This is a genomic window from Achromobacter xylosoxidans (assembly GCF_014490035.1).
Lineage (GTDB): Bacteria > Pseudomonadota > Gammaproteobacteria > Burkholderiales > Burkholderiaceae_B > Achromobacter > Achromobacter bronchisepticus_A.
Genome location: NZ_CP061008.1, coordinates 6363181 through 6388631 on the forward strand (window position 1 = coordinate 6363181; position 25451 = coordinate 6388631).

Annotated in this window: 25 protein-coding genes; 17 read left to right on the forward strand and 8 right to left on the reverse strand. The window is 66.1% G+C overall.

Features of this window, described 5'->3' with window-relative positions; genetic code table 11:
* The first annotated feature begins 13 nt into the window (after positions 1 to 13).
* From IAG39_RS29520 to rimO, 6 genes are all read left to right on the forward strand, one after another.
* Positions 14 to 1090 carry an isopenicillin N synthase family dioxygenase gene (locus IAG39_RS29520; protein ID WP_118933578.1) on the forward strand — a complete coding sequence of 359 codons (1077 nt, stop codon included), beginning with the start codon at positions 14 to 16 and terminating at the stop codon, positions 1088 to 1090.
* A gap of 68 nt (positions 1091 to 1158) precedes the next feature.
* Positions 1159 to 2592: an aldehyde dehydrogenase family protein gene (locus tag IAG39_RS29525; RefSeq protein WP_118933579.1), complete on the forward strand. Its 1434-nt coding sequence runs from the start codon at positions 1159 to 1161 to the stop codon at positions 2590 to 2592.
* A gap of 11 nt (positions 2593 to 2603) precedes the next feature.
* The gene (locus IAG39_RS29530) at positions 2604 to 3356 is read left to right on the forward strand and encodes an SDR family oxidoreductase (RefSeq protein ID WP_118933580.1); all 753 of its coding nucleotides are present in this window, start codon (positions 2604 to 2606) and stop codon (positions 3354 to 3356) included.
* 66 nt (positions 3357 to 3422) lie between these two features.
* The gene (locus IAG39_RS29535; RefSeq protein ID WP_118933581.1) at positions 3423 to 3980 is read left to right on the forward strand and encodes a cob(I)yrinic acid a,c-diamide adenosyltransferase; all 558 of its coding nucleotides are present in this window, start codon (positions 3423 to 3425) and stop codon (positions 3978 to 3980) included.
* A 185-nt stretch (positions 3981 to 4165) separates the two neighbouring features.
* Positions 4166 to 4423: a helix-turn-helix domain-containing protein gene (locus IAG39_RS29540; protein WP_059378228.1), complete on the forward strand. Its 258-nt coding sequence runs from the start codon at positions 4166 to 4168 to the stop codon at positions 4421 to 4423.
* A 179-nt stretch (positions 4424 to 4602) separates the two neighbouring features.
* On the forward strand, positions 4603 to 5940 hold the full coding sequence (rimO, locus tag IAG39_RS29545) for a 30S ribosomal protein S12 methylthiotransferase RimO (protein ID WP_059378353.1): 1338 nt from the start codon (positions 4603 to 4605) through the stop codon (positions 5938 to 5940).
* A gap of 37 nt (positions 5941 to 5977) precedes the next feature.
* Here the strand turns inward: rimO and IAG39_RS29550 are convergent, their stop codons facing one another.
* On the reverse strand, positions 5978 to 6295 hold the full coding sequence (locus tag IAG39_RS29550) for a DMT family transporter (RefSeq protein WP_059378230.1): 318 nt from the start codon (positions 6293 to 6295) through the stop codon (positions 5978 to 5980).
* An 81-nt stretch (positions 6296 to 6376) separates the two neighbouring features.
* On the opposite strand from IAG39_RS29550, the gene IAG39_RS29555 reads away from it, so the two are divergent.
* Positions 6377 to 6772: a winged helix-turn-helix transcriptional regulator gene (locus IAG39_RS29555; RefSeq protein WP_118933582.1), complete on the forward strand. Its 396-nt coding sequence runs from the start codon at positions 6377 to 6379 to the stop codon at positions 6770 to 6772.
* Here IAG39_RS29555 and IAG39_RS29560 read toward each other — a convergent pair.
* Complete coding sequence (locus IAG39_RS29560; RefSeq protein ID WP_059378234.1) at positions 6769 to 7329, reverse strand: bacterioferritin; 561 nt, start codon at positions 7327 to 7329, stop codon at positions 6769 to 6771. The genes IAG39_RS29555 and IAG39_RS29560 overlap by 4 nt on opposite strands.
* Positions 7330 to 7550: 221 nt before the next feature.
* Here IAG39_RS29560 and IAG39_RS29565 point away from each other — a divergent pair, with 221 nt between their 5' ends.
* Genes IAG39_RS29565 through IAG39_RS29580 form a run of 4 tightly spaced genes read left to right on the forward strand, consistent with a single transcriptional unit; the run spans position 7551 to position 10063 of the window.
* A complete protein-coding gene (locus IAG39_RS29565; protein WP_059378237.1) occupies positions 7551 to 8138 on the forward strand; it encodes a TIGR00730 family Rossman fold protein in 588 nt (195 codons plus the stop codon).
* Positions 8139 to 8175: 37 nt separating this feature from the next.
* Positions 8176 to 8742: a hypothetical protein gene (locus IAG39_RS29570; protein ID WP_118933583.1), complete on the forward strand. Its 567-nt coding sequence runs from the start codon at positions 8176 to 8178 to the stop codon at positions 8740 to 8742.
* Between the two features lie 49 nt (positions 8743 to 8791).
* Positions 8792 to 9418, forward strand: coding sequence for an HAD hydrolase-like protein (locus tag IAG39_RS29575; RefSeq protein WP_059378241.1), 627 nt, complete (start codon positions 8792 to 8794; stop codon positions 9416 to 9418).
* Between the two features lie 18 nt (positions 9419 to 9436).
* Positions 9437 to 10063: a pyridoxamine 5'-phosphate oxidase family protein gene (locus IAG39_RS29580; RefSeq protein ID WP_118933584.1), complete on the forward strand. Its 627-nt coding sequence runs from the start codon at positions 9437 to 9439 to the stop codon at positions 10061 to 10063.
* Positions 10064 to 10097: 34 nt separating this feature from the next.
* Here IAG39_RS29580 and fmt read toward each other — a convergent pair whose 3' ends face one another.
* Complete coding sequence (gene fmt, locus IAG39_RS29585; protein WP_059378248.1) at positions 10098 to 11039, reverse strand: methionyl-tRNA formyltransferase; 942 nt, start codon at positions 11037 to 11039, stop codon at positions 10098 to 10100.
* Positions 11040 to 11209: 170 nt separating this feature from the next.
* On the reverse strand, positions 11210 to 11722 hold the full coding sequence (def, locus tag IAG39_RS29590) for a peptide deformylase (protein ID WP_059378250.1): 513 nt from the start codon (positions 11720 to 11722) through the stop codon (positions 11210 to 11212).
* A gap of 217 nt (positions 11723 to 11939) precedes the next feature.
* On the opposite strand from def, the gene dprA reads away from it, so the two are divergent.
* From dprA to IAG39_RS29605, 3 genes are all read left to right on the forward strand, one after another.
* Positions 11940 to 13052 carry a DNA-processing protein DprA gene (gene dprA / locus IAG39_RS29595; protein ID WP_118933585.1) on the forward strand — a complete coding sequence of 371 codons (1113 nt, stop codon included), beginning with the start codon at positions 11940 to 11942 and terminating at the stop codon, positions 13050 to 13052.
* Between the two features lie 112 nt (positions 13053 to 13164).
* Positions 13165 to 14073, forward strand: coding sequence for a hydroxymethylglutaryl-CoA lyase (locus IAG39_RS29600; protein WP_059378254.1), 909 nt, complete (start codon positions 13165 to 13167; stop codon positions 14071 to 14073).
* Between the two features lie 8 nt (positions 14074 to 14081).
* Complete coding sequence (locus IAG39_RS29605) at positions 14082 to 14555, forward strand: hypothetical protein (RefSeq protein ID WP_059378355.1); 474 nt, start codon at positions 14082 to 14084, stop codon at positions 14553 to 14555.
* A 58-nt stretch (positions 14556 to 14613) separates the two neighbouring features.
* Here the strand turns inward: IAG39_RS29605 and IAG39_RS29610 are convergent, their stop codons facing one another.
* Both IAG39_RS29610 and IAG39_RS29615 read right to left on the reverse strand, forming a co-directional pair.
* Entirely contained in the window at positions 14614 to 15630 is a 1017-nt protein-coding gene (locus tag IAG39_RS29610; RefSeq protein WP_059378256.1) for an amino acid ABC transporter substrate-binding protein, read from the reverse strand.
* Between the two features lie 200 nt (positions 15631 to 15830).
* Complete coding sequence (locus IAG39_RS29615; RefSeq protein WP_059378259.1) at positions 15831 to 17072, reverse strand: PLP-dependent aminotransferase family protein; 1242 nt, start codon at positions 17070 to 17072, stop codon at positions 15831 to 15833.
* A gap of 199 nt (positions 17073 to 17271) precedes the next feature.
* Here IAG39_RS29615 and IAG39_RS29620 point away from each other — a divergent pair, with 199 nt between their 5' ends.
* The gene (locus IAG39_RS29620; protein WP_059378261.1) at positions 17272 to 17991 is read left to right on the forward strand and encodes a YggS family pyridoxal phosphate-dependent enzyme; all 720 of its coding nucleotides are present in this window, start codon (positions 17272 to 17274) and stop codon (positions 17989 to 17991) included.
* A gap of 129 nt (positions 17992 to 18120) precedes the next feature.
* Positions 18121 to 19089: a Bug family tripartite tricarboxylate transporter substrate binding protein gene (locus IAG39_RS29625; RefSeq protein WP_118933586.1), complete on the forward strand. Its 969-nt coding sequence runs from the start codon at positions 18121 to 18123 to the stop codon at positions 19087 to 19089.
* A 91-nt stretch (positions 19090 to 19180) separates the two neighbouring features.
* Here IAG39_RS29625 and IAG39_RS29630 read toward each other — a convergent pair whose 3' ends face one another.
* Positions 19181 to 23140: a DUF3683 domain-containing protein gene (locus IAG39_RS29630; protein WP_059378266.1), complete on the reverse strand. Its 3960-nt coding sequence runs from the start codon at positions 23138 to 23140 to the stop codon at positions 19181 to 19183.
* 133 nt (positions 23141 to 23273) lie between these two features.
* Entirely contained in the window at positions 23274 to 23810 is a 537-nt protein-coding gene (locus IAG39_RS29635; RefSeq protein WP_118933587.1) for a YqaA family protein, read from the reverse strand.
* 73 nt (positions 23811 to 23883) lie between these two features.
* Here IAG39_RS29635 and ilvA point away from each other — a divergent pair, with 73 nt between their 5' ends.
* Positions 23884 to 25392, forward strand: a complete 1509-nt coding sequence (gene ilvA, locus IAG39_RS29640; RefSeq protein ID WP_054457791.1) for a threonine ammonia-lyase, biosynthetic — start codon at positions 23884 to 23886, stop codon at positions 25390 to 25392.
* Positions 25393 to 25451 lie beyond the last annotated feature (59 nt).

The following is a 25451-nucleotide window of genomic DNA, read 5'->3' on the forward strand; positions in this document are numbered from 1 at the left end:
GGAGACATGGATCATGACTACTTCAGTGAATCAGGTAAGCGCTTCGGAAAACGTCAGGCAAGCCATCGAAAGCGGTAAGGGCCTGCCAATTCTCGACGTCGGCCCCTATCTGGCCGGCGAACCCGGCGCGCTCGAACAGTTGGCGGCCGACGTGCGTTGGATCCAGGAAAACCTGGGCTTCTTCGCCATCGTCAACCATGGCATTCCGCAGGAACTCATCGACGAATCATTCCGCCAGACCGCCCAGCTCTTCGAGATCCCGATGGAAGAAAAGCTCAGGCACCGGGTCGGCTTCCACCACCAGGGCTATCTGCCGCCCAAGGCATCGATCCTGCAATCGACCGCCATCAAAGAGAAGATCGCGCTCAATACCAAGAAGGACACCAATGCCGCGTGGCTCTTCATGCGCAACCGCACGGCCGACGATCCCAAGGTCGTCGCCAATGTGCGGCACCGCGGCCTGAACCAATGGCCCGAAAGCCTGCCAGAATTCCGCAAGACGCTGTTCACCTACCAGACCTCCATGGAGGCGCTCGCGACCAAGCTGCTGCCGATCTATGCGCGGGCGCTGGATCTCCCGGCCGAGTATTTCAACGACATGTTCAAGGCACCCGAGTACTACCAGCGCTGCGCTTACTACCATCCGGAAGAACGCATGGAGGAAGGCCAGTACGCCCTGGCCCCGCACTCCGACGGCAGCTTCCTGACGCTGCTGCCGATGACGCCGGTGCCGGGCCTGCAGGTCATGACGCCTTCCAAGGAATGGCTCAACGTGACCTACGTCAAGGACGCGCTGATCGTGAACACCGGCCAGGTCCTCAACCGCCTGTCCAATGACCGCTTCATCGCCACCCCGCACCGCGTGGTCAATCCGCCGATGAAGCGCTACGCGCTCACGTTCTTCTTCTACCCCGACGACGACGCCAACGTCGGCCCCATCCCGGCCTGTGTCAAACCGGGCGAAAAGGCCAAGTACGACTCCCGCTCCTTCTACGACTTCTTCGTGCCCTACCTGGACGATCTGTACCACTACAACGATCCCAAGTTCATGAGCGAAGTCGAGCCCGAAGGCATCCGTTCGCAAGCCTGACGGCGTGCGGCTGCGGGCGGCAGCGCCTTCGAGGCCGCTGCCGCCGTCTCAACATCAAGGAGCGGCGCGTGAACAAATTGTTGATCGACGGCCGGTGGGTCGATGCGCTCGACGGCGAAACAATAGATGTCATCGATCCCTGCAGCGGGGAGGCCTTCACGCGGATCGCGCGCGGCCGGGCGGCGGACGTGGACCTGGCGGTCGCGGCGGCGCGGCGGGCGGTGGAAGGCGCCTGGGGCAGCATGACGGCGACCGAACGCGGCCGGATCCTGCAACGCCTGGGCCAACTCATCCTGGACCATGGCGAAGAACTGGCCGACCTGGAAGCGCGCGACACCGGCAAGCCCATGTCCGTGGCGCGCGCGGACGCCGGGGCCGTGGCCCGCTACTTCGAGTTCTACGGCGGCGCGGCCGACAAGGTACACGGGCAGACCATTCCTTACCTGTCCGGCTACAACGTCAGCGTGGTCCGCATTCCGCATGGCGTCACGGCCCACATCATTCCCTGGAACTATCCCGCGCAAATGATGGGACGCACGCTGGCGCCGGCCTTGGCCATGGGCAACGCGGCGGTGGTCAAACCCTCCGAGGATGCCTGCCTGACCGTCCTGAAGCTGGGCGAGCTGGCGCTGCAAGCCGGCCTTCCGCCTGGCGCGCTCAACATCGTGACGGGCTATGGCGCGGAAGCCGGCGCGGCGCTGACCGCGCACCCCGGCATCAACTTCGCGACCTTCACCGGGTCCCCGGAAGTCGGCATCCAGGTCCAGCAAGCCACCGCGCGCAACCATGTGCCCTGCGTGTTGGAACTGGGCGGAAAATCGCCGCAAATCGTATTCGACGACGCGGACCTGGCGAAGGCCGCGCCCATCATCGTCCGGGCCATCGTCCAGAACGCGGGCCAGACCTGCTCCGCCGGCAGCCGCCTGTTGGTGCAACAGAGCATTCATGACCGCTTCGTCGATATCATCGCGACCCGCTACGCCGAGCTGAAGGCCGGCACGCCGCAGATGGATCTGGACTGCGGTCCGCTGATCAACGCGCGGCAACGCGACAAGGTGCAGGCCTTCATCGCCGAGGCTACCGCCATGGGCGTGCCGATGCTTGCGCAAGGCAACCTGGCGCCAGACCTGCCCGCCGGCGGGTACTTCGTCAAGCCGGCCTTGTTCGGCCCGGTCCCCCGTGAACACCGCCTGGCCTGCCAGGAAGTCTTTGGCCCGGTGCTTTCAGTCATGCCGTTCAGCGACGAGGACGACGCCGTCCGGCTGGCCAATGCGACGGACTACGGCCTGGTCGCGGGCGTCTGGACGGAGAACGGCAGCCGCCAGTCCCGCTTGGCGCAGCGTATCGCCAGCGGCCAGGTATTCATCAATTGCTACGGCGCGGGCGGCGGCGTGGAACTGCCCTTCGGCGGCGTCAAGAAAAGCGGCTACGGCCGCGAAAAGGGGTTTGTCGCCCTGGAAGAAATGAGTACGACCAAGACCATTGTTCAACACTACGCATAAGGAATGCCATCATGTCCGGATTGAGCAACAAGATCGCGATCGTCACGGGAGCGGGCAGCGGCTTCGGTGCCGCCATCGCCCGCGCCTATGCAAAGGCAAACGCCAAGGTCGTCCTCGCCGACCTCAATCTCGAAGCCGCCCAGCGGGTCGCCAAGGAGCTTGGCGAAAACGGCAGCGCCGTCGCCTGCGACGTCAGCAACGGCGACCAGGTGCAGGCTATGGTGCGCCATTGCGTGGCACGTTTCGGCGCGCCCGACGTGGTGATCAACAACGCCGGCACCACGCACCGCAACCAGCCCATGCTGGATGTGGACGAAGCGACCTTCGACCGCGTTTTCGCGGTCAACGTGAAGTCGATCTATCTCATGGCACAGGCGGTCATTCCCCTGATGCGGGAGAAGAAGGACGGCGTGATCATCAATGTAGGCTCGGTGGGCGCCATCCGGCCGCGTCCCGGCCTGACTTGGTACAACAGTTCGAAGGGCGCGGTCAGGGTCATGACCAAGTCGATGGCCGCCGAACTCGCCTCGGACGGCATCCGCGTCAATCTCATTTCGCCGGTCATGGCGCCCACTGGGCTGCTCAACGACTTCATGGGCGTGGCCGACAATGCCGAAAACCGGGCCCGCTTCGTGTCGACGATACCGCTGGGCCGGATGTGCGATCCCGACGACGTGGCGAACGTGGCCGTATTCCTGGCCAGCGCCGAAGCGCGCTTCCTGACCGGCGTCGAAGTCCCGGTCGACGGCGGACGTTCCATCTAAGACAAGGGGCGCGGCCCCGTCAGACGCTTGCGCGCGCCGCGCGCGGCCCGACCCAGGAAGGAAACCATGGCCAACCGCTTATCCGTCATCGCCACCCGCACCGGCGATGACGGCACCACCGGACTGGGCGACGGCTCGCGCACGCCCAAGGACGCCCCTCGCATCGCCGCCTTGGGCGATGTGGACGAACTGAATAGCGTCATCGGCGTATTGCTTGCCGAAAATCTGCCCGACGACGTCGCGGCGGATCTGCACGTCATCCAGAACGACCTGTTCGACATGGGCGCCGAGCTCTGCATCCCCGGGCATCGCGCGCTGGACGAGGCACAGATCGCCCATCTGGACCGCCGCCTGGCGCACTATAACGCCGCCCTGCCGCCCCTGAAGGAATTCATTCTGCCCGGCGGCTCGCGCGCATCGGCGCAATTCCACATGGCCCGCACCGTCTGCCGCCGCGCCGAACGCGCGGTAGTGGCGCTGGCGCGCACCGGCAGTCTCAACCCGACGGTGCGCCAGTACCTCAACCGGCTTTCGGATCTGATGTTCGTGCTGGCTCGCGACGCGAACCGGCGGCTGGGCTTGTCAGATGTGTATTGGAGCAGTCAGCATTCGCGATCGACTTGACCTTCTCGCAGAGTGAAGGTGTCCACCGCCGGGCAAGGAGGTGCGCCATGGTCCATCAAGTCTCGGCCCTGCCGCACCTGGCCTACGGCAATGCCGTATAATTAAAAATTCGCCTTCGCCCCCAATCATGGTGCGACGGCATGACCCCCTGGGACGCCGCACAGGCGCCCGACTTTTGAAGAGCCATGAAGAATGCTGCCCCGACGGCGCGCAGCGCACCGTGGCAGGCGTCGCATATCAGCGAAGCACGCAATCGCGTGGGCCTGCCGCAAACGGATTTCGCTGAGCTGCTGGGCGTGAGCGTGCGCACGCTGCAAGATTGGGAGCAAGGACGGCGCACCCCCTCGGGTGCGGCAAAGACCCTGCTACAGGTAGCAATGCTGCACCCCGAGACCCTGCGAGAGCTGCCCCCGTGGCCCGCCAACGAACACGCTGAATCTTGAGGCCAGCCGCCCCGGCCTCGCCCGACATGAAAAACACATCCGCCGCGCGACACGCTTGCCGCGCGTTTTTTTGGTGAACGACATTGGAAATCCTCGAAACCTCCCGGCCTGGCAAGGGCCCCGGCAAGGCCAACAGCGCTGACGCGAACGCGTCCGCCACCTCCGCCCTGGCCGACACTATCGCCGCGGCCAACGCCGACGGCCGAACCCCGCGCGTGGGCTTCGTATCCCTGGGCTGTCCCAAAGCCCTGGTCGACTCCGAACGCATCCTGACCCAGCTGCGGACCGAAGGGTACGTCGTCACGCCCGAGTACAACGATGCCGACGTGGTCGTGGTCAATACCTGCGGCTTCATCGACAGCGCCAAGGCGGAATCGCTGGAGGCCATCGGCGAAGCCCTGGCCGAGAACGGCAAGGTCATCGTGACCGGCTGCATGGGCGTCGAGGAATCGGTGATCCGCGACGTGCACCCCAGCGTGCTGGCCGTGACCGGCCCGCAGCAATACGAAGAGGTGGTGCGCGCGGTGCACCAGGCCGCGCCGCCCAAGAAGGACCACAACCCCTATCTGGACCTGGTGCCGCCGCAAGGCATCAAGCTCACGCCGCGCCACTACGCCTATCTGAAGATCTCGGAAGGCTGTAATCACCGCTGCAGCTTCTGCATCATCCCGTCGATGCGCGGCGACCTGGTCAGCCGGCCGGTGGGTGACGTGCTGAGCGAAGCCGAGCGCCTGGTCAAGGCGGGCGTGAAGGAATTGCTGGTGATCTCGCAAGACACCAGCGCCTATGGCGTGGACATGAAGTACCGCAGCGGTTTCTGGAACGGCCGTCCGGTAAAGACCCGCATGACCGAACTCTGTATGGCCTTGTCCGAGATGGGCGTGTGGACGCGCCTGCACTACGTGTATCCGTACCCGCACGTGGACGAAGTCATTCCGCTGATGGCCGAGGGCAAGATCCTGCCCTACCTGGACATTCCGTTCCAGCACGCCAGCCCGCGCATCCTGAAGGCCATGAAGCGCCCGGCCTTCGAGGACAAGACCCTGGCCCGCATCAAGCGCTGGCGCGAGATCTGCCCGGATCTGACGATACGCTCGACCTTCATTGTCGGCTTCCCCGGGGAAACCGAGGAAGACTTCCAGTACCTGCTGGACTGGATGCAGGAAGCGCAGCTGGACCGCGTGGGCTGTTTCCAGTATTCGCCGGTGGAAGGCGCACCCGCGAACCTGCTGGACAATCCGGTGCCGGACGAGGTCAAGCAGGAACGTTGGGAACGCTTCATGGAGCTGCAGCAATCGATCTCCAGCGCCCGCCTGGCCAGGAAGGTGGGCCGCGAGATCGACGTGCTGATCGACGAAGTGGACGAAGACGGCGCCGTGGGCCGCAGCAGCGCCGACGCGCCGGAGATCGACGGCTGCGTCTACGTCAGCTCGGACAAGCCCCTGAAGGCGGGCGACCTGGTGCGCGTGCGCGTCACCGATTCCGACGAATACGACCTCTGGGCCGACGCGATCTGAGCCCGGTCCCGCGCGCGGCGCCCGCCGCGTGCTGGGCTCAAGCTTCCAGCAGCTTGAGCCCAGCCACCCCGCCCACGATCATCGCAATGCACAGCAGGCGGGCGGCGGACGGCGAATCCCCGAACAGCATGATCCCCAGCACGGTGATGCCCACGGACCCGATGCCGGTCCAGATGGCATAGGCAGTGCCTGCGGGCAGTTGCTTCATAGCCAAGGTCAGCAAGAACACGCTGCCCAGCGCGGCCGCGATACCGATCACGCTGGGCCACAAACGCGTCCAGCCATCGGCATACTTCAAGGCCAGGGCCATCACGATTTCCACCGCGCTCGCGGCGACCAGAATCAACCAGGCCATTGCGGCCTCCTGCCAGGACTAGGGAACGGCTAGCTTAGAGACTATAGTTACCGCACGACAAGTACGCACCTTTTGGTAACTATGAAAAAGCCATCCGCCTCCACGCCCGCGGGCGACGTGTTCGACGCCGCCTGTCCGTCGCGCCGCGCCCTGGAACTGATCGCCGGCAAATGGGTGCCGCTGATCCTGCCTGCGCTGGAGCATGGCCCCATGCGCAACAACGAGCTGCTGCGCAGGCTGGACGGGATTTCGCAAAAGGTCATGACGCAGACGCTCAAGGAACTGGAGCGCCACGGCCTGGTGCTGCGCGAGGACCTGGGCACCGTGCCGCCTCACGTGAACTACCGGCTGAGCGAACTGGGCCAGTCCCTGAACGTGGCCCTGATCGCGCTGGACCGGTGGGCCGAGACCCATCATGCGGCGCTGGACACGGCCGCGCGCCGCCACGATGCCCGGGCGGCGCGCCGCGCCCGCTAGCGCTTGGCCAGGAAGTCCGACATGTCGTCGGCGTGCTCTTCCTCCACCGCCAGGATTTCCTCCAGCAGGCGGCGCGTGGTGGTGTCCTGTTCGCCGATGTACTCGATCATCTGGCGGTAGCTGTCGATGGCGATGCGCTCGGCGATCAGGTTCTCCTTGATCATGTCCTCCAGCGAGGTGCCTTCGACGTACTCAGAATGGCTGCGCTCCAACAGACCCTTGGGCGACAGGTCGGGCTCGCCGCCCAGCTGCACGATGCGTTCCGAGAGCCGGTCGGCATGGTCCTGTTCCTGCGTGGCGTGCTCGGCGAATTCCGCGGCCACGGGCTCGGCGTTCAGTCCGCGGGCCATGAAGTAATGGCGCTTGTAGCGCAGCACACAGACGATCTCGGTAGCCAACGCTTCATTCAGCAGCTTCAACACGGTCTGGCGGTCGGCGCGATAAGTGTCGGTCACGGCGCCGGACTCGATGTCCTTGCGCGCCTTGGCGCGTATGGCCTTCACGTCCATGTCGAACGGGCGGCTCGCCTGCGCGTGGGTACGGGTTGCTTGTTCCATATCGTGGCTCCTCTTGGTTAAGTGAAAGCACTGCGACACTGGGCTTCCAGTCTCTCCGTACAACCCAGTCTACCGATCGTGGCCGAACATGCTGTGTCCAAACATTGCCTGCGCCCCCCAAAATTGCCCGGCGAAACCGGTTTTCGAACCTTGCGTAAACTATGGGCTTCCCGAAAACCCGTGACGCAATCTGTAACGGGATAGGCATCACCCGAAGATCTATGACTCTGAAGAACATTTGCGTGTATTGCGGCTCGAACCCGGGCGCCCGGCCGGATTACATCGAGCAGGCCCGCGTGCTGGCCCGCGAACTGGTGCGGCGCGATCTGGGACTGGTGTACGGCGGCTCGGTCGTGGGCATCATGGGCGTGGTGGCCAATGAGGTGTTGGCCGCCGGCGGCCGCGTGATCGGCGTGATCCCGGAACTGCTGATGAAGAAGGAACAGGCGCACCGCGGCCTGACCGAACTGCACCTGGTGCAGAGCATGCACGAGCGCAAGGCCATGATGATGGAAAAGGCCGACGGCTTCATCGCGCTGCCAGGCGGCGCGGGCACGCTGGAAGAGTTCTTCGAAGTCTGGACCTGGGCCCAGCTGAACATGCACCAGAAGCCCTGCGGCCTGTTGAACATTGCCGGCTACTACGACGCGCTGGTCCAGTTCGTGGACCACGCGGTCGAGGAAGAATTCATCCGCCCCCAGCATCGCGACATGCTGGTGGTGGAAGAGGACCCTGCTTTGCTGCTGGACCGCTACGCCATGTACGAACCGCCCAATGTCTCGAAGTGGTTCGAACAGATCAAGGCCTGAGGCCATCCATTCACCAGACCACAACGGAAGCCCCGCAATGCCCACCCATGCGTTGACTCCCGCCAGTACCGAATCCGTCCTGCGCGACTACTTTCACGCCAAGGACGAGAACCGCCCGCACTACATGGCGCGCGCGTTCGCGCCGGACGCCGTGCTGAAGATGGCCTTGCGCACGCAGGCCATCGCCTTTCCGCCCGAGTCGCACGGCCTGGCCGCCATCACCGATACGCTGGTGCGCAAGTTCGGCCAGACCTACGACAACGTCTACACGTTCTACCTGGCGCGGCCCGAGGCTGGCGCGCGCCTGCCCGACTATCAGTGCGACTGGATCGTGGGCATGACGGAAAAGGCCACGGGCAACGTCCGCGTGGGCTGTGGCCGCTATGACTGGGAATTCCAGCCCGAGCCCTATCGCGCCAGCAACCTCGTCATCACCATCGAAACCATGGTGACGCTGCCCGCGCACGACACCGAAGCGGTGTTCGGATGGCTGCTGGGCCTGGACTATCCCTGGGCCAGCGCCGCCCGCGTCGTGGCCGGCGCGCCGCCGCTCGAAGGCCTGGCTCCCGTCGTGCACTATCTGCTGCATCCGAACGGCGCCTAGGGTCGGTACACGGCCATTTCAGCATCAACAGGCTCTAGAGATCCGCGACTTGAAATACGACATCGCTGCTTTTGATTTTGATGGAACCCTGGCGGACACCATGCCATGGTTCAACTCCATCCTGAATACGGTGGCCGACAAATATGGCTTCCGCAAGATCGACGCCTCCGAACGCGACCAGCTGCGCCATCGCGATGCCGCCGAGATCCTCAAGTTTCTCGGCATCCCGCTGTGGAAGCTGCCCGCCATCATGGCCCATGTGCGCACGCTGATGCAGGAAATCGACCCCAGCGTGCACCTGTTCGACGGCATTCCCGACGCGCTGGCGCGCCTGAAGGCGGGCGGGCTGCGGCTGGCGGTGGTCAGCTCGAACTCCATCGAGAACGTGCAGCGCGTGCTGGGCGCGGAAACCGCCGCCCTGTTCGACAACTACGAATGCGGCACCGACCTGTTCGGCAAGTCCGCCAAGATCGACCGCCTGCTCAAGCAGCACGGCACCGCCCCCGAGCGCTTTCTGCTGGTGGGCGACGAAATGCGCGACATCGACGCCGCCCGCAAGGCGGGTGTGCGCGTGGGCTCCGTCGCCTGGGGCTATAACCATGTCGAGGCGCTGCGCGAACGCGGCCCCGACGAGCTGTTCTTGACCGTTGCCGACCTGCCAGCCGCGCTGGCCTGAACCTGGGACCTCACTGCCATGCATATCGACCCCGCCCACCTGGTTACTGACGCGGACGCCCTGCAAGCGCTGTACGGCTCGCCTGGCGAAGCCTCGATCAAAAAGGAAGTGGACCATGTGCATCCGCACTACCGCGCCTTCATCGAAACCGCGCCGTTCGCGATGCTGGCGACCGCGGGTCCCGATGGCCTGGACGCCTCGCCGCGCGGCGACCCCGCGGGCTTTGTAGTGGTGGAGGACGAAAAGACGCTGCTGCTGCCGGACCGCCGCGGCAACAATCGCATCGACAGCTTGCGCAACATCCTGGCCGACCCGCGGGTCGCGTTGCTGTTCCTCGTGCCTGGCGTGGGCGAAACCCTGCGCGTCAACGGCGCGGCGCGCATCAGCGTGGACCCCGCCCTGCTCGCCCGCTTCGAGATGGACGGCAGGCTGCCGCGCTCGGTGCTCGTCGTCGACGTGCACACCGTGTATTTCCAGTGTTCGCGCGCCCTGCTGCGCTCCAAGCTGTGGGATCCCGCTACCCAGGTGCCGCGCAGCGCCTTGCCCAGCGCCGGCCGCATCCTGTCGGACCTGACGGCAGGCACCTTCGACGGCGTCACCTACGACCGCGATCTACCCGCCCGCGTGGCCAGCACCTTGTATTGAAAGCGAGTTCCGGGGCGGCTCGGCCCCGGTGTTGTCAGGCCGGCTGCCAGCCGCGCGCGAACACGTCCACGGGCTGGCGCTTGCCGCCCGCCTTCTGCAATTCCAGCAGGCGCAGCACGCCGTTGCCGGTGGCGATGTCGATGCCTGAGACATCGGCCCGCAGCACGCTGCCGGGCGCAGCCGTCGTGGCCTGATCCAGCGCCTGCGCGCGCCACACCTTCACCGGGTCTGCCAGGCCGGGCAGGCGGATGCTGGCGCCCGGCACGGGATTGAAGGCGCGCACGCGGCGCGCCAGCAGTTCCGCTGGCTGCGTGCAATCCAGCGCGCCCTCGGCCTTGTCGAGCTTGGCGGCGTAGGTCACACCGGCCTCGGGCTGCTTGCGCGGCGTCAGTCCACCTTGAGCCAGCGCATCCAGCGCCGCGACGATCGCCTCGCCGCCCGCCAGCGCCAACGCATCGTGCAGTTCGGCCGCCGTGGTGTCGCCGCCGATGGGCACGACGCGTTCAAGCAGCATGTCACCCGTATCCAGGCCCTGATCCATTTGCATGATGGTCACGCCAGTCTGCGCGTCGCCGGCCTCGATGGCGCGCTGGATGGGCGCGGCGCCGCGCCAGCGCGGCAGCAGGCTGGCATGGATGTTCAGGCAGCCCAGGCGCGGCAGGTCCAGCACCCATTGCGGCAGGATCAGGCCATAGGCGGCCACCACCATCACGTCGGGGGCCACACGCTCAAGCAGCGCCCGGGCCTCGCCGGCCTCTTCGGGATAGCGGCCGTCCAGGCGCAGGCTGCGCGGCTGGGCGACCTCGATGCCGGCGTCCAGCGCCGCCTGCTTCACGGGGCTGGGCGTCAGCTTCAGCCCGCGCCCGGCAGGCCGGTCGGGCTGGGTCATGACCAGCGGGATCTCATGGCCTGCGGCGCGCAGGGCGTCAAAAGCGATACGGGCGAATTCCGGCGTGCCGGCAAAGACTAGGCGCATGGGACGTGAAAAGAAGAATGGAACGGACGTTCAAAGAATCGCGTTGCCCGCAGCCAGGAGGCCTGGCCGATCCGGGGCGCCGCGGATCCGGCTTTGCCGGTCCGCCTGCGCCGCCCCCTGGAGAGGGGCCCGCCTAGGGGGGCCGCGCAGCGGGTAGGGGGTGGGCCCCTCTACGCTCGCAACGCTTCGCGCTCGGCCTTTTTCAGCCTGGTCTTGATGCGGTTCTGCTTCAGGCTGGACAGGTATTCCACGAACACCTTCCCTTCCAGATGATCGAGCTCGTGCTGCACGCACACGGCCAGCAGACCGTCGGCCTCGAACTCGAAGGGCTTGCCATCCACGTCCAGCGCCTTGCAGCGGATGCGGGAGGCGCGCTCGACGTCGTCATAGACGCCGGGCACGGACAGGCACCCCTCTTCGTAGATCTTGTAGTCGTCGCTGCGCCACGTGATCTCGGGATTGATCAGGACCAGCAGCTGGTTGCTTTCCTCGGACACATCGATCACGACGACGCGCTCATGCACGTCGACCTGGGTCGCGGCCAAGCCTACGCCCGGCGCGTCGTACATGGTTTCGGCCATGTCGCGCACCAGTTGGCGGATGCGGTCGTCGACCTCGGCGACCGGCTTGGCCTTTTTGTGCAGGCGCGGGTCCGGGTAGCGAAGAATAGGAAGTAAAGCCATTGCGGGGGAAATGCCAGTAGTCAGGTTTATATAAGAGTTTAATTCATTAGACTCTTGATTTCTAATAGTTTTCGGCTAATCCCGGGATTGGCAGGATTGCCATGTGCCCGGGAGTTTCCTGGCCGCGCCACGCCGCAAATCAATCCGCCCCGGCCCGCGGCCCAACGCCCCGCATGCGACACTCTCGCACCACCGACGCCCTTACGCGCCCCGCACGATGCCGCTTACGCAATCCCCTTCCGAACTGGCCGCCTGGCTGCGCCTGTCCCTGGAACCGAACATCGGCTCCGCCACCGCCTGCACCCTGCTCGGCGCGCTCGGCCTGCCGGAACAGATCTACGCCCAGCGCGCCGCGGCTCTGTCGCGTCATCTGCCCGAAGCGCTGGCGCGGCAGCTGGCCGCCCCGATGCCGCCAGAGATGGCGGCGCAGGTCGAAAGCGCGCTGGAATGGGTGGCCGCGCCCGGCCGGCACATCCTGACGCTGGCCGATCCCACCTATCCGCAAAGCCTGCTGACCATCGCCGACCCGCCCATCCTGCTCTATGTGGCGGGCGACCCCGCTTTCCTGCAGGGGCCGTCGCTGGCCGTGGTGGGCGCGCGCAACGCCACGCCCGGCGGCCAGGAAAACGCCCGCGCCTTTGCGCGGCATCTGGCCGGGCATGGCTGGCGCGTCGTCAGCGGGCTGGCGCTAGGTATCGACGGCGCCGCCCATGAAGGCGCGCTGGACGCCGGCCCCGATGGCGCCGGCACGGTGGCCGTCATGGGCACCGGCATAGACCGCATCTACCCCGCCAAGCATCGCGACCTGGCGCACCGCATCGCGGCGCACGGCGCGCTAGTATCGGAACTGCCGCTGGGCACGGGCGCGCTGCCGCAGCACTTCCCCAAGCGCAACCGCATCGTGGCCGGGTTGGCGCGCGGCGTGCTGGTGGTGGAAGCCGCCCGCCAGAGCGGATCGCTGATCACGGCCAGGCTTGCCGCGGAAGGCGGGCGCGAGGTCTTCGCCATTCCCGGATCCATCCATTCGCCGCTTTCGCGCGGCTGCCATGCGCTGATCCGCCAGGGCGCCAAACTCGTGGAAACCGCCCGCGACATCACCGACGAATTGGGCGGCGACCCCACGCCGGCCGCGCGCACCCAGCCCGCCGCCGCTAAGGCCTTGCCTGACCACCCGGTGCTGGACGCGCTGGGCTACGATCCGCTGCACCTGGATGCGATCCAGGCCCGCAGTGGAATGGACACCGCCGACCTGCAGACGCAGTTGGTCGAACTGGAGCTGCAAGGCCGCATCGTCCGGCTCGACGATGGCCGTTACCAGCGCATGAAATAGGGTTGTTCCCCCCGGACCTCCCTGCAAAACAGGGTCGGCGCTATGGCGCTAATATTGGGCAGATAGCGCCGCCCTGCCGCGCCGCTTACCCCATCCCGAGACAGGAACAAACATGGCTTTGCCCTCCCGCGTGAAGATCGTCGAGGTGTCGCCCCGCGATGGCCTGCAGAACGAAAAGGAATTCGTCCCCACCGACATCAAGGTGGAATTGGTCAACCGCTTATCCGCCGCCGGTTTCCCCAATGTGGAAGCCGCTTCGTTCGTGTCGCCCAAATGGGTGCCGCAAATGGCCGACGGCGCCGAAGTGATGGCCCGCATCGAGCGCCGTCCCGGCACCATCTATTCCGTGCTGACGCCCAACATGAAGGGCTTCGAGGGCGCGCTGGCCGCCGGCGCCGATGAAATCGTGATCTTTGGCGCGGCCAGCGAAGCCTTCTCGCAAAAGAACATCAACTGTTCCATCGCCGAATCGATCGCGCGCTTCGAACCCGTGGTGCAGGCCGCACGCGCCGCCGGTATCCGCGTGCGCGGCAGCATCAGCTGCGCGCTGGGCTGTCCCTACCAGGGCGAAGTGCCGGTGGAAGCGGTCGTGGATGTGGCGCAGCGCTATCTGGCGATGCAGGTCGACGAGATCGACGTGGCAGACACCATCGGCGTGGGCACGCCCAAGCGCGTGCGCGAAGTGATGAGCGCAGTGACGCGCGTGGCCGACCCGGCCCGCATCTCCGGCCACTTCCATGACACCTACGGGCAGGCCTTGGCCAACATCCTGGCGGCGCTGGAAACCGGCATCTCGATTTTCCACACTTCAGTGGCCGGCCTGGGCGGCTGCCCCTACGCCAAGGGCGCCACCGGCAACGTCGCCACCGAAGACGTGCTGTACATGCTGCGCGGCCTGGACATCGACACCGGCGTGGACTTCGACGCCGTGGTCGACATCGGCCAATGGATGTCGGCCCACCTGAACCGCAAGGGCGCAAGCCGCGCGGGCAACGCCATTGCCGCCAAACGGGCGGCATGACGGACCGCATGAACGCTTCGGCCAGCACGCCCTCCGCCGAGGAACACGCGGCGCTGCTGCGTACCATCGGTCCCCTGCCCTTGTCCGGCCAAGCCTGGCCCGACTGGGTCCGCATCCTGACCTGGGTCATCCTGGCGGTGCTGGGCGTGCAGGTGGTCACCACCGCCATCCGCGCGCCCTCGCAGCCCTTCGACACCTTGCTGGCCGTCGTGGTGGGGCTGTGCTTTCTGGGGCTGCTGTTCGTTTCCTGGCACATGCAGACGTCCATCACCACCATCGACGAACGCGGCCTGCGCCAGACCTGGTTCACGCGCCGCGAAGTCGCCTGGGAAGACGTGCGCTACGCGCGCTTCGTGCCGATGCTGTTTTCCAAGCGGCTGGTGGTGTTCACGCACCGCGGCCGGCCGATGATCTTCCAGGGCGGCACGCGGGAATTGCGGGCGGCGTTCGTGAAGATCGCGGAGTTGTACCGGCGCGGATAAAGCCATTGGGCTTCGCGCACGGGGCAATCGATTGCCCAACGCGCGAAACCCGTCGTCGTCACCGTATCGGCAACGCGTACATCAAGCCGCCCTGCGTCCACTGCGCATTCAGCCCGCGCTTGATCTTCAGGGGGCTGCCCTGGCCCACGTTACGCTCGAAGCTCTCGCCGTAGTTGCCCACCTGCTTGACGATGTTGTAGGCCCATTTCTCGTCCAGCCCCAGGTTGGCGCCGCTGCCGGGCGTGACGCCCAGGATGCGCTTGATGTTGGGGTTGGCGCTCTTGGCCTGCTCGTCCACGTTCGCGGACGACACGCCGTACTCCTCGGCTTCGATCATGGCCGACAGCGACCAGCGCACGATGTTCAGCCAGGCATCATCGCCCTGGCGCACGAAGGGCCCCAGCGGTTCCTTGGAGATGATCTCGGGCAGCACCACGTAGTCGTCGGGGTTCTGCAGCTTGGAAATGCGGATCGAGGCCAGGCCCGAGGCATCGGTGCTGAAGACGTCGCAGCGGCCGGCGGCGAACGCGTTGACCACTTCGTTGAAGGTCTCGATCACGACCGGCTTGTAGCTCACGTTGTTGGCGCGCGCCCAGTCGGCCAGCGTGTTTTCGTTGGACGTGCCGGTCTGCAGGCAAATGGTGGCGCCGTTGATCTCCTTGGCGCTCTTCACGCCCAGGGACTTCGGCACCAGGAAGCCCTGGCCGTCATAGAAGTTGATGCCGGCGTGGATGATGCCCAGTGCGGTGTCGCGCTGCTGCGTCACGGTGGTATTGCGCGTCAGCACGTCCACCTCGCCAGATTGCAGGGCGGTGAAGCGCTGCTGCGAATTCAACGGCACCACCTTGATCTTGTTGGCGTCGCCGAAGACCGCCGCGGCAATTGCGCGGCACAGGTCCACGTCCAGGCCTTGCCACTTGCCTTGCGCGTCGGGCGCGGAGAAGCCCGCGAAGCCCGTGGTCGTGCCGCAAGCCACGGCGCCGCGCTGGCGCACCACGTCCAGCGTGGCCGCTTGCGCGCCCTGTGCCGCTGCCGCCAGCAACGCCGCGCCGATCAACCCTTTTGCAATGTTCATGACCTCGTTTCCTGTTCTGCTTTGCGGGCGCGGGAACGCGCCGAGGCAAGAAGCTTATAGACATGAAGCGCCCAAACCAAATAACGAGCGCTTATTTAGGTATGCGCACCCCGCACGCAAGCGCCGGGGCGGACAGTCTGAAGAGCTTAGCAACAGGCCAGCCAGAGGCGCATGCGCGCCGTCAAGCCGGCATCAGAGCATCAGGCGGCCAGCGAGATCGACACCGGTTGGTTGGCCTCGCACGCGTCCAGCGCGCGGCCCAGCCGCACCATGCCCTGGGCGATCTGGCTTTCATTCATGGTGGCGAAAGACATGCGCATGGCGTGCAGGTCGGCCTGCGCCGCGTCCGCGTAGAACGCCTTGCCCGGCACGTAGACGACCTCGTGCTCGATGGCGTAGGGCAACAGCCGCGTGGCGTCGATCTCACCGGTCAGCCGGGCCCAGAAGAACATGCCGCCCTCGGGCTTGCTGAAGGTGACGCGGCCGTTGAGTTCGCGGGCCAGGGATTCCGCCATCGCGTCGCAGCGCTGGCCGTAGGCCGCGCGGATGCGCGGCACGTGCTCGCCGTAGCGGCCGTTGGCCAGGTACTGGGCCACGACTTCCTGGATCCAGGCGGACGAGGCCATATCGTCGGCCGCCTTGGCGCTGACGCAGCGGCGGCGGACTTCCGGCGGCGCCACCAGCCAACCGATGCGCAGCGCCGGCGCCATGGTCTTGGACATGCTGGCCAGGTACACGGCCCAGTGGCGCGCTTCGCCCTCGGCCAGCGCGGCGATGGGCGGCACCGCCTCGCCGGCAAAGCGCAGTTCGCTGTAAGGATCGTCCTCGACGATCAGGAAGCGGTGCTTGACCGCCAGTTCCAGCAGCCGCAGGCGGCGCTCACGCGTCAGGGTCGCGCCGCAAGGGTTGGAGAAGGAGGCGACCACGCAGACCATCTTGGGCTTGATGCGGCCGGCCAGTTCGTCCAGCGCGTCCACGTCGATGCCTTCGGGACCCGACTGCACCGTATGCACCGTTGCGCCGGTGTAACGCAGCGCCTGTACGGAATTGGGAAACGCGGGCGATTCGATGATGGCGTGGTCGCCGGGCTGCAGCATGACGCGGGTCAGCAGCGCCAGTGCCTGTTGCGAGCCGCCGGTCACGACCAGCTCGGTATCGGCGTTGCAATGGAGGCCGCGTTCGGCCGACAGGCGCGCCAACTCGTGGCGCAGGCTGGCCTGGCCGTCGATGTTGGAATACTGCAGGCAGGCGCCCAGGCGGGCCAGGACCTGGGTCGAGGCGATCGACAGGCCTTCCACGTCGAACAGTTCCTGCGCGGGATAGCCGCCCGCCAGCGAAATGGTGCCCGGCCGCATGGCATACGGCATGAGCGATCGGATGGGGGAAGCGGGAGGATTCAGGAAAGGCGTGGCGAAAGCGTATTCAGGCGCTGCGGTGGACATGGCGGGAGACTGTGTAGGTTGGATACCGTGTCGCCCGCAGGGGCGGCGCCGGAAGGCATAGAACATTGAAATATAAACAAATATCTTCAAATTCTAAGCCTGCCAATCAGACAGGGTCAACGACGCCGGCGGACGTTGTGGCGAAACGATCCGGCGCAGTCCTACACTATGGGACATCCCGTTCCTACCAGAGAGCTGAATGACCGCCGTAGACACCATGGCCGGGCGCCTTGCCCAGATCCAGCAACGCATCGCCGACGCCTGCACGCGCGCCGGCCGTAGCCCGGACAGCGTGACGCTGCTGCCCGTCAGCAAGACCTTCGGCGTGGACGCCATCCGCGAGGGCATGGCGCTGGGGCTGACCCGCTACGGCGAAAACAAGACGCAGGAAATCCGCCAGAAAGCCGCGGCCCTGGACGGCCTGGGCCTGCAATGGGTGCTGATCGGCCACCTGCAGACCAACAAGGCCCGCGACGCCGCGCGCGACGCGGCCGAAGTCCAGTCGCTGGACCGGGTGGAGCTGGCCGAAGCCCTGCACCGCCGCCTGGCCAACGAAGGCCGGACCCTGGACGTGCTGGTGCAGGTCAAGACGTCGTCCGAGCCCACCAAGTACGGCATGGATCCCGCCGACGTGGCCGCCTTCCTGCGCCGCATCGCCGCTGACTTTCCGACGCTGCGCGTGCAAGGCCTGATGACGCTGGCCGTGAATTCGCCGGATCCCGCCGAAGTGCGCGCCTGCTTCCGTACCCTGCGCGAATTGCGCGACCGCCTGCGCCAGGAAAACCTGCCCGGCGTATCGCTGGACCGGCTCTCGATGGGCATGAGCGGAGACTTCGAACTGGCGATCGAGGAAGGCTCGACCGAGGTGCGTATCGGCTCGGCGATCTTCGGCGCCCGCAGCTACCCCGATCCGCAATAAGCCGCTGAAAACAGGGCACAAAACATCTGCCGATTGCCGGGGACGCAAGGCATAATAACGGCGCATAACAGGCCCCCCGCGCACCCTGCGGCGGCGGCCCATACTTAATTCCGCACTTGGAGACACCCCATGCATAAGCACGCGAAGCGCCTGTTGGCGCTGGCCGCCCTGTCCCTGGCCGCCGGCGCGGCCTCCGCCCAATCCTGGCCCACCCAGCCGGTCCGCTGGATCGTGCCCTACCCGGCCGGCGGCGGCACCGACGTCGTGGCGCGCACGGTGGCAAGCGGCCTGGAAAAACCGTTGGGCCAGACCATCGTGGTCGAGAACCGCCCCGGCGCCGCCACCATCATCGGCGCTACCGCCATCGCCCAGGCCGAGGCCAACGGCTACATGGTCGGCACGGCCGACTCGGGCACGCTGGCGTTCAACCCGTCGCTGTACGCCAAGCTGTCCTACGATCCGTCCAAGTTCACCTACATCGGCGGCATCGCCAAGTTCCCGCTGCTGCTGGCCGTGAATGTCAATTCGCCGTTCAAGACCGTGGACGACGTGATCCAGGCCGCCAAGAAAGAACCGGGCAAGCTGTCGGCGGCATCCGCCGGCGCGGGCTCGCCGCATCACCTGGCGCTGGAACTCTTCAAGCAGCGCACCAACGCCAACGTGCTGCACGTGCCCTACAAGGGCGCGGCGCCCGCCGTCCAGGATCTGCTGGGCGGACAGGTGGACCTGATGTTCATCGATCTGGCCTCGGGCCTGCCCAACGTCAAGGCCGGCAAGCTGCGCGTGTTGGCCGCGGCCACTCCGGAACGCGTCGCCGCGCTGCCGGACGTGCCCACCATGGCCGAGCAAGGCGTGCCCAACTTCACCGCCTATGCCTGGCAAGGCCTGGTCGGCCCGGCCGGCCTGCCGGAGCCCGTCGTCAAGAAGCTGGCCGCCGACCTGGAAGCCACGCTGAAGTCGCCCGCCGTATCGCAGAAGATCCTGGACATGGGCGTCATCCCGATGCCAATGTCCTCGCAAGACTTCAAGGCCTACGCCGAACAAGAACGCAGCGCCTGGGCGGACGTGATCAAGAAGGCCGGCATCAAGCTGGAGTAATCCTCACAGCTCGCTGCCACAGTTGAAAAGAAAACCGCGACCAGCAATGGTCGCGGTTTTTTCTTGTGCGCTTCTTGCGTGGACTGCCGGCCTAAACCAGCACCCGCTCGATGCCGCCCGCATTGGCGCGGCGCACGTACTCTTCCATCCAGCCTTCGCCCAGGATGTGACGCGCCATCTCGACCACGATGTAGTCCGCGTCCATGCCGGTGTCGCCTTCATAGCGCGACAGGCCCTGCAGGCACGACGGGCAGGAGGTCAGCACCTTCACGTCGCCGGTGAAGCCGTCGCTGCGCAAGGCGGCATCGCCCTTGAGCAGCTCTTCCTGCTTGCGGAAGCGCACCTGCGTGGAGATGTCGGGGCGGCTGACGGCCAGCGTGCCCGATTCGCCGCAGCAGCGGTCGCTCTTGACGGCGTCGTCGCCGACCAGGGCGCGCACGGTCTTCATGGGTTCCTGCAGCTTCATGGGCGTGTGGCAGGGGTCGTGGTACATGTAGCGCACGCCCTTGGCCCCTTCCAGCTTGATGCCCTTTTCCAGCAGGTATTCGTGGATGTCGATCAGGCGGCAGCCCGGGAAGATCTTGTCGAACTCGTAGCCCGCCAACTGGTCGTAGCAGGTGCCGCAGCTGACCACCACCGTCTTGATATCCAGGTAGTTCAGCGTGTTGGCGACGCGATGGAACAGCACCCGGTTGTCGGTGATGATCTGCTCGGCCTTGTCCGTCATGCCGTTGCCGCGCTGGGGATAGCCGCAACACAGGTAGCCCGGCGGCAGCACGGTCTGCACGCCCGCGTGCCACAGCATGGCTTGCGTGGCCAGGCCCACCTGGGAGAACAGGCGCTCCGAGCCGCAGCCCGGGAAATAGAACACCGCTTCCGTGTCGGCCGTGGTGGCCTTGGGATCGCGGATGATCGGCACGTAGTTCGCGTCTTCGATGTCCAGCAGCTTGCGCGCCGCCTGCTTGGGCAGCCCGCCAGGCATCTTCTTGTTCACGAAATGCACCACCTGCTCGCGCAGCGGCGGCTTGCCCACCGTCGCCGGAGGCGCGGCGGTCTGCTTCTTCACCAGGCCCGACAGCAGGTCGTGCGCGGCGCGCTGGACCTTGTAGCCCACGCCCACCATTGCCTTGCGGGTGGCGTTGATGGTGGCCGGATCCTTGGCGTTCAGGAAGAACATGGCGCTGGCCGTGCCCGGATTGAACGACTTGCGGCCCATGCGGCGCAGCACGGCGCGCATGTTCATGGACACGTCGCCGAAATCGATGTCGACCGGACAGGGGTTGTAGCACTTGTGGCAGACCGTGCAATGGTCGGCCACGTCCTCGAACTCTTCCCAGTGCTTGAGGCTGACGCCGCGGCGGGTCTGCTCTTCGTACAGGAAGGCTTCCACCAGCAGCGAGGTGGCCAGGATCTTGTTGCGCGGCGAATACAGCAGGTTGGCGCGCGGCACGTGGGTCGCGCACACCGGTTTGCACTTGCCGCAGCGCAGACAGTCCTTGATGGATTCGGAGATGGCGCCGATGTCGCTTTGCTGCATGATCAGCGACTCGTGGCCCATCAGGTTGAAGCTGGGCGTCCAGGCGTGGCGCAGGTCCGCGCCCGGCATCAGCTTGCCGGCGTTGAAGTGGCCGTTGGGATCGACGCGGCGCTTGTAGTCCTGGAACGGCGCCAGTTCGGCCTCGGTCAGGAATTCATACTTGGTCAGGCCGATGCCATGCTCGCCGGAAATCACGCCGTCCAGGTCGCGGGCGATCTGCATGATGCGTTCGACGGCCTGGTGGGCCTCCTGCAGCATGCCGTAGTCGTCCGAGTTGACCGGGATGTTGGTATGCACGTTGCCGTCGCCGGCGTGCATGTGCAGCGCCACGAAGACGCGGCTCTTCAACACGCGGCCATGGATGGCGATCATCTCGTCGACGATCTTCTTGTAGGCCGCGCCCGAAAAAGTGCGCTGCAGGCCCGCCAGCACTTCCGTCTTCCAGGACAGGCGGATGGTGCGATCCTGCACCACGTCGAAAACGCGCGCGCCGGGCTGCGCCGCGAGGCGGTCCGACAGCACGGGCTGCAGCTCGCCCAGGCCCAGGCCATGCAGCTCGGGCAGCGCCTGCAGAAGCGGCAGGTCGAGGTTGTCCAGCAACCACTGCCAGCGCTGCCTGACGGCGGCCAGCAGTTCCAGCGCCTGGCGCGTGCGCTCGGCCAGCATTTCGGCGCGGGTGGTCTCGACGTCCGTGTCGTCGATCTTGCCGACCGGCAACGGCGTGCACAGATAGGCGTCCAGCTCGCCCAGCAGCTTGAGCTTGTTGCTGGTCGAGAGTTCGATGTTGATGCGCTCGATGTGATCCGTGTACTCGCCCATGCGGGGCAGCGGGATCACCACGTCTTCGTTGATCTTGAAGGCGTTGGTGTGGCGAGCGATGGCGGCGGTGCGCGAACGGTCCAGCCAGAACTTCTTGCGCGCCTCGGGGCTGACGGCCACGAAGCCTTCGCCATGGCGCGTGTTGGCCAGGCGCACGACTTCGCTAGAAGCCGCGGCCACGGCGTCTTCGTCGTCGCCGACGATGTCGCCGATCAGGACCATCTTGGGCAGCACGCCGCGCTTGCTCTTGGTGGCGTAGCCCACCGCGCGCAGATAGCGTTCGTCCAGATGCTCGAGACCGGCCAGGATGGCGCCGCGGGCGCGGCCTTCGCCGTCCAGGTAGCCCTTGACCTCGACGATCGACGGGATCGCGTCGCGCGCCTGGCCGAAGAACTCCATACAGACGGTGCGCGTGTAGCGCGGCATGCGGTGCAGCACCCAGCGCGCCGATGTGATCAGGCCGTCGCAGCCTTCCTTCTGGATGCCAGGCAGGCCGGCCAGGAACTTGTCGGTAACGTCCTTGCCCAGGCCTTCCTTGCGGAACACGCGGCCCTGGATTTCCAGGGTTTCGGTCTTCAGCAGGCGTTCGCCCGGCTTGCCGCGGCCGTCGAACCACTTGAGCTCGAAGCGCGCCACGTCCACGTCATGGATCTTGCCCATGTTGTGGTCCAGGCGGCTGACTTCCAGCCAGTTGCCGTTCGGGTCAACCATGCGCCACCAGGCCAGGTTGTCCAGCGCGGTGCCCCACAGCACGGCCTTCTTGCCGCCCGCGTTCATGGCGATGTTGCCGCCGACACAGGAGGCCTCGGCCGAGGTCGGGTCGACGGCGAACACGAAGCCGGCCGCCTCGGCAGCCTCGGAAACGCGCTTGGTCACGACGCCGGCGCCGGCATGGATGACCGCCACGGGCTCGGTCAGCCCGGGCAGCAGACAGGACTCGACCTTGCCGAGCTTGTCGAATTTCTCGGTGTTGATCACCGCCGACTTCCAGGTCAGCGGAATGGCGCCGCCGGTATAGCCGGTGCCGCCGCCTCGCGGGATGATGGTCAGCCCGAGTTCAATACAGGCGGTGACCAGGGCGGCGATCTCGTCTTCCGTGTCCGGCGTCAGCACCACGAAGGGGTATTCCACGCGCCAGTCGGTGGCGTCGGTCACGTGCGAGACGCGCGACAGGCCGTCGAACTTGATGTTGTCGCGCGCGGTGATGCGGCCCAGCACCTTCTGCGCCTGTTTGCGCATCATGGCGGTCTGATCGAACTCGCCCTCGAACGCGGCGATGGCGGAGCGCGCCCGCGCCAGCAGTCCGACGACCTTCTCGTCGCGGTGCGGATCGTGGCCGGCCTCGGCGGGCACGTCCGGTTCGCGGCGGCGGTCGATTTCACCCAGGCGGTGATGCAGGGCTTCGATGAGCTGCTTGCGGCGCTTGGGATTGTCGAGCAGGTCGTCCTGCAGATAGGGGTTGCGGCGCACCACCCAGATGTCGCCCAGGACCTCGTACAGCATGCGCGCGGAACGGCCGGTGCGGCGTTCGCCGCGCAGGTCGCTCAGCAGGCTCCAGGCGTCGTCGCCCAGCAAGCGGCCGACGATCTCGCGGTCGGAAAACGACGTGTAGTTGTACGGGATTTCGCGCAAGCGCGCGGGTGCTGCGGGCGGCATCGCCCCGTTCAAGATGTGGCTAGCGAGTGGGGCGTTCATGGCTGCAAGAAGGGGGCCCTTAAAAAATTATTTTATGCCATAGGCCGAGTCTGGCCCCTAATACCCCTAGGGAAGCGCTCGAAACTCGGAAATGATAGGGATGGTGCGTCCCCAATTAAGTGCAATCCTGGCGCTAGACCTGCCCGGGAAAAAACCACAGCAGTCCGGCCGTCATGACCAGATAGCGCAGGAATTTGCCGATGGCCATGTAGAGCACGCAGGGCCAGAACGACAGCCGCAGCCACCCCGCCACGGCGCATAGCGGATCGCCCACGGCGGGCAGCCAGGACAGCAGCAGCGCCGGCGGTCCCATGCGATGGATCCAGTCGTGGGCACGCTCGTTCCAGCGTCCGCGCATGCGTCCGCCTTCGGTCGCATCGGGATGCGGATGGGGGTGGTGTTCCTTCCAGCGCTGCACGGCGCGCTCGGCGCCCAGGCCCATGGCGTAGCTGATGGCGCCGCCCACCGTATTGCCCAGGGTCGCCACCAGGATGGCCGGCCAGAACATGTCCGGCGCCAGCTTGATGTAGCCGAATACAGCGGGTTCCGAACCCAAGGGCAGCAGGGTCGCGGACACCAGCGAAACCGTGAAGATGGCGGACAGGCCGACCGAGGGCAGCGACAGCACCCCCAGCATCCAATGCACAGCGGATAGCAGACTTTCTTCCATAGTGCGCCGAGTGTAGCCGCGCGCGGGTGCATAATCTGCCCCACCTCCCTACTTCTTGCCCCGCCTGCTGTCCATGTCCACTGACTATCTGAAACGCATCCTGACCTCCAAGGTTTACGACGTTGCGGTCGAATCGCCGCTGGAGACGGCACCGCTGCTGTCGCAGCGGATCTCGAACACGGTGCTGCTCAAGCGCGAAGATACCCAAGCGGTGTTCAGCTTCAAGCTGCGCGGGGCCTACAACAAGATGGCCAACCTGAGCCCGGCCGCGCGCAACCGCGGCGTCATCGCGGCCTCGGCAGGCAACCACGCCCAGGGCGTGGCGCTGGCGGCCAGCCGGCTGGGCTGCCGCGCCGTCATCGTCATGCCCACCACCAGCCCGCAGGTCAAGATCGACGCGGTGCGCCGCCTGGGCGGCGAAGTCGTGCTGGCGGGCGAGAGCTTTTCCGACGCCTACGCGCACGCGCAGATCCTGGAAAAGAAAGAGAAGCTGACCTTCGTCCACCCCTTCGACGATCCCGACGTGATCGCCGGCCAGGGCACCGTGGGCATGGAGATCCTGCGCCAGCACCCCGGCCCGATCGACGCCATCTTCGTGGCCATCGGCGGCGGCGGGCTGATCGCGGGCGTGGCCGCCTACATCAAGCAGCTGCGCCCGGAGATCAAGATCATCGGCGTGCAGACGGAAGACTCGGACGCCATGCTGCGCAGCGTGCGCGCGGGCCGCCGGGTGCAGTTGAACGACGTGGGGCTGTTCTCCGACGGCACGGCGGTCAAGATGGTCGGCGCGGAGACCTTCAAGCTCACGCGCCAGTATGTGGACGATTTCGTGGTGGTCAACACCGATGCGATCTGCGCAGCCATCAAGGACGTGTTCCAGGACACCCGCAGCGTGCTGGAGCCGGCCGGCGCGATGGCCGTCGCCGGCGCCAAGCAATACGCGGCCGAACACAACCTGAAGGGAAAGACGCTGGTGGCGATCGCCTGCGGCGCCAACATGAATTTCGACCGCCTGCGCTTCGTGTCCGAACGCGCCGAAGTCGGCGAAATGCGCGAAGCCGTGTTCGCCGTCACCATGCCGGAGCAGCGCGGCAGCTTCCGCCGCTTCTGTGAATTGGTGGGCGAGCGCAGCGTGACCGAGTTCAACTACCGCATCTCCGACGCGGACCGCGCCCACGTCTTCGTCGGCATCCAGGTGTCCTCGGCATCCGAGCCCGACAAGATCGCCGCGAACTTCCGCCGCCACGGCTTTGACACGCTGGACCTGACCCACGACGAAATGGCCAAGACCCACCTGCGCCACATGGTGGGCGGGCGCTCGGCGCTGGCGCGCAACGAACTGTTGTACCGCTTTGAATTCCCGGAACGTCCGGGCGCGCTGATGCGCTTTTTGAACGCCATGAATCCGGACTGGAACATCAGCCTGTTCCATTACCGCAACCAGGGCGCGGATTATGGCCGCATCCTGATCGGCATCCAGGTGCCGCCCGCCGACAAGAAGCAGTTCCGCAGCTTCGTCGCCGAACTGGGCTATCCCCACTGGAACGAGACCGACAATCCGGCCTACAAGCTATTCCTGTAGGGCCGCGACCTTCACACCGGCGCACAAAAACGAGAGGGCCTCCATACGGAGGCCCTTCC

Excerpts from the sequence above, each read along its gene's own strand:
- IAG39_RS29520 (WP_118933578.1), top strand. The coding sequence starts at position 14 with ATGACTACTTCAGTGAATCAGGTAAGCGCTTCGGAAAACGTCAGGCAA.
- IAG39_RS29530 (WP_118933580.1), top strand. The coding sequence starts at position 2,604 with ATGTCCGGATTGAGCAACAAGATCGCGATCGTCACGGGAGCGGGCAGC.
- IAG39_RS29535 (WP_118933581.1), top strand. The coding sequence starts at position 3,423 with ATGGCCAACCGCTTATCCGTCATCGCCACCCGCACCGGCGATGACGGC.
- IAG39_RS29540 (WP_059378228.1), top strand. The coding sequence starts at position 4,166 with ATGAAGAATGCTGCCCCGACGGCGCGCAGCGCACCGTGGCAGGCGTCG.
- IAG39_RS29550 (WP_059378230.1), bottom strand. The coding sequence starts at position 6,295 with ATGGCCTGGTTGATTCTGGTCGCCGCGAGCGCGGTGGAAATCGTGATG.
- IAG39_RS29555 (WP_118933582.1), top strand. The coding sequence starts at position 6,377 with ATGAAAAAGCCATCCGCCTCCACGCCCGCGGGCGACGTGTTCGACGCC.
- IAG39_RS29560 (WP_059378234.1), bottom strand. The coding sequence starts at position 7,329 with ATGGAACAAGCAACCCGTACCCACGCGCAGGCGAGCCGCCCGTTCGAC.
- IAG39_RS29565 (WP_059378237.1), top strand. The coding sequence starts at position 7,551 with ATGACTCTGAAGAACATTTGCGTGTATTGCGGCTCGAACCCGGGCGCC.
- IAG39_RS29570 (WP_118933583.1), top strand. The coding sequence starts at position 8,176 with ATGCCCACCCATGCGTTGACTCCCGCCAGTACCGAATCCGTCCTGCGC.
- IAG39_RS29580 (WP_118933584.1), top strand. The coding sequence starts at position 9,437 with ATGCATATCGACCCCGCCCACCTGGTTACTGACGCGGACGCCCTGCAA.
- fmt (WP_059378248.1), bottom strand. The coding sequence starts at position 11,039 with ATGCGCCTAGTCTTTGCCGGCACGCCGGAATTCGCCCGTATCGCTTTT.
- def (WP_059378250.1), bottom strand. The coding sequence starts at position 11,722 with ATGGCTTTACTTCCTATTCTTCGCTACCCGGACCCGCGCCTGCACAAA.
- dprA (WP_118933585.1), top strand. The coding sequence starts at position 11,940 with ATGCCGCTTACGCAATCCCCTTCCGAACTGGCCGCCTGGCTGCGCCTG.
- IAG39_RS29600 (WP_059378254.1), top strand. The coding sequence starts at position 13,165 with ATGGCTTTGCCCTCCCGCGTGAAGATCGTCGAGGTGTCGCCCCGCGAT.
- IAG39_RS29605 (WP_059378355.1), top strand. The coding sequence starts at position 14,082 with ATGAACGCTTCGGCCAGCACGCCCTCCGCCGAGGAACACGCGGCGCTG.
- IAG39_RS29610 (WP_059378256.1), bottom strand. The coding sequence starts at position 15,630 with ATGAACATTGCAAAAGGGTTGATCGGCGCGGCGTTGCTGGCGGCAGCG.
- IAG39_RS29615 (WP_059378259.1), bottom strand. The coding sequence starts at position 17,072 with ATGTCCACCGCAGCGCCTGAATACGCTTTCGCCACGCCTTTCCTGAAT.
- IAG39_RS29620 (WP_059378261.1), top strand. The coding sequence starts at position 17,272 with ATGACCGCCGTAGACACCATGGCCGGGCGCCTTGCCCAGATCCAGCAA.
- IAG39_RS29625 (WP_118933586.1), top strand. The coding sequence starts at position 18,121 with ATGCATAAGCACGCGAAGCGCCTGTTGGCGCTGGCCGCCCTGTCCCTG.
- IAG39_RS29630 (WP_059378266.1), bottom strand. The coding sequence starts at position 23,140 with ATGAACGCCCCACTCGCTAGCCACATCTTGAACGGGGCGATGCCGCCC.
- IAG39_RS29635 (WP_118933587.1), bottom strand. The coding sequence starts at position 23,810 with ATGGAAGAAAGTCTGCTATCCGCTGTGCATTGGATGCTGGGGGTGCTG.
- ilvA (WP_054457791.1), top strand. The coding sequence starts at position 23,884 with ATGTCCACTGACTATCTGAAACGCATCCTGACCTCCAAGGTTTACGAC.